Origin of the sequence: Maritalea porphyrae (genome assembly GCF_027213965.1) — a bacterium.
GTDB classification, from domain to species: Bacteria; Pseudomonadota; Alphaproteobacteria; order Rhizobiales; family Devosiaceae; genus Maritalea; species Maritalea porphyrae_A.
The window spans coordinates 1-279 of the sequence record NZ_JAPWGX010000025.1 but is presented as its reverse complement, the minus strand read 5'-3'; the positions used below and the strand labels follow the sequence as shown (position 1 = coordinate 279).

The 279-nt window shown below is 44.8% G+C and carries 1 protein-coding gene; it reads left to right on the top strand.

The window, feature by feature from the left end:
* Positions 1–279 (top strand): glutamate--tRNA ligase family protein (locus O4H47_RS17880; protein ID WP_269395383.1); only part of this gene is annotated, 279 nt, incomplete at both ends.

The following is a 279-nucleotide window of genomic DNA, read 5'->3' as shown; positions in this document are numbered from 1 at the left end:
CACGTTGGTGGTGCGCGTACTGCACTTTACTCTTGGCTATACGCTAAAAACCAAGGTGGTGAATTCGTTCTACGTATCGAAGATACAGACCTTGAGCGTAACTCTCAGGAAGCGGTTGATGCAATTCTTGAAGGCATGGAATGGCTAGGCTTGGAGTGGGATGAAGGTCCTTACTACCAAACTCAACGTTTTGACCGTTACAACGAAATGGTTGATAAGCTTCTTGCTGAAGACAAAGCTTACAAATGTTACGCGTCTAAAGAGCTGCTAGATGAAATC